Source organism: Flavobacterium sp. HJJ (assembly GCF_015351475.1).
Lineage (GTDB): Bacteria > Bacteroidota > Bacteroidia > Flavobacteriales > Flavobacteriaceae > Flavobacterium > Flavobacterium marginilacus.
Genome location: NZ_JADKPR010000063.1, coordinates 1 through 1,328, shown reverse-complemented (window position 1 = coordinate 1,328; position 1,328 = coordinate 1). Strand labels below are relative to the sequence as shown.

At 32.2% G+C, this 1,328-nt stretch carries 1 protein-coding gene; it reads left to right on the top strand.

All coding sequences use genetic code 11. The annotated features are described in order from the left end of the window. Positions 1-647 precede the first annotated feature (647 nt). Positions 648-1,208, top strand: a complete 561-nt coding sequence (locus IRZ80_RS20715) for a hypothetical protein (protein WP_194644258.1) — start codon at positions 648-650, stop codon at positions 1,206-1,208. The last annotated feature ends 120 nt before the right edge of the window (positions 1,209-1,328 follow it).

Here is a 1,328-nt window from a genome sequence, read left to right as displayed (position 1 = left end):
ATCGGCTTAATGGAATAATGGTTTTGTATTTGGAAAGATTTGGCAAATCCGAAAAATAGTCTTAATTTAATCCCAAACCCGCTGTAGTAGCAACACGTTGGGAGTAATTGGCAGTAGACTACGGAGTTTCTTGCACAATAAATTTTCGGGATATTTTTTTGGGATGTTTAAAGGATAAAGCATTTAGGCTTCAAGTCTTTCGATTGGGAATCGTAGAAAGTTCACTTTCAATACGTTTGACAACGTAAAAGACTTGGCGAAGTTATCGAAAATAAATGACAAAGTCAAGAATTTACTTTCGAAAACTTAAACATCCCAAAAAAACAGCGCCCAAAAACCCCTATTATTGACTTCGCCTAGCAGGCTTGCTAAGCGCAATAAATAATTGGTTTCATTGATTTGGATTGTGTAGAAAGAAAAAGACAGGAGTAGTCTATCCAACTCCGTTACTGATTAAAATATGGATTGTGTATAAGTCAGTAACTACTCCCAACAGCGGCTATGAGAAATGCCTTCCGCTTTTTTTGGATAAAATAGTACAAATTGAAAAATTTGGCTATTTTAGCTATTATTAGTGAAGCGGCAAAGAGAAGGCACTTCGCATAGCCGCGAAACGTTAGTGGCAAGTATCTCAAAAATCTGCAAAAATGAACTATACTGGACAAAAAGCAATACTAAATTCAACATCAGAAGAAGGAATTATTCTTCAAGAAATCAATGAAAATAATATTGGCTGGAAAGTTCAATTCAGTTTTGAAAACAAAAACCTAATTAAACGATTCGATTATAACGAAATAACAATTGTAGAGAAAGTTAAAGATGAATTATTACTCAAACAACTGATAAAAAATATAAATTCAGAGGATTTAGATACCCAATTTTGGTCGTCTGAAATTCTTTGCTACTTTGTAGAAGAATATGGAAATGACATTGAAATGGCTGAACTCGCAAAAGCAATCGAGTCAATGATTAATAAACTAAAAGTAGAAAATGAATACAATATTGAGCAAAAACTTGCTGAGGGAATATTTGAATTTTTATGGTTAGAAAAAATCGATAAAAAAGAAGAAGAAAAATTAATTATTACTTTAGCCAAACTGAACAAAGATTGTTTTTACTGCTATCTAAATGATGATGATTATTTATCAATAACAGAAGTGAAAAAATTTATTGAACGAAAACAAATTGAATATAATACCAGCCACTAACACTTGCTACAATAGATTTGGGCATTTGGCTAAATTTAAAAATGGTCTTGTATTTGGAATGTTTTGGCAAATCCGAAAACAAGGCTTAATTTAATCCCAAGCCTCTTGTAGCAAGGGAAC

What these genes read in the sequence shown, in the direction of transcription:
- IRZ80_RS20715 (WP_194644258.1), top strand. Translation starts at nt 648, where the DNA reads ATGAACTATACTGGACAAAAAGCAATACTAAATTCAACATCAGAAGAA.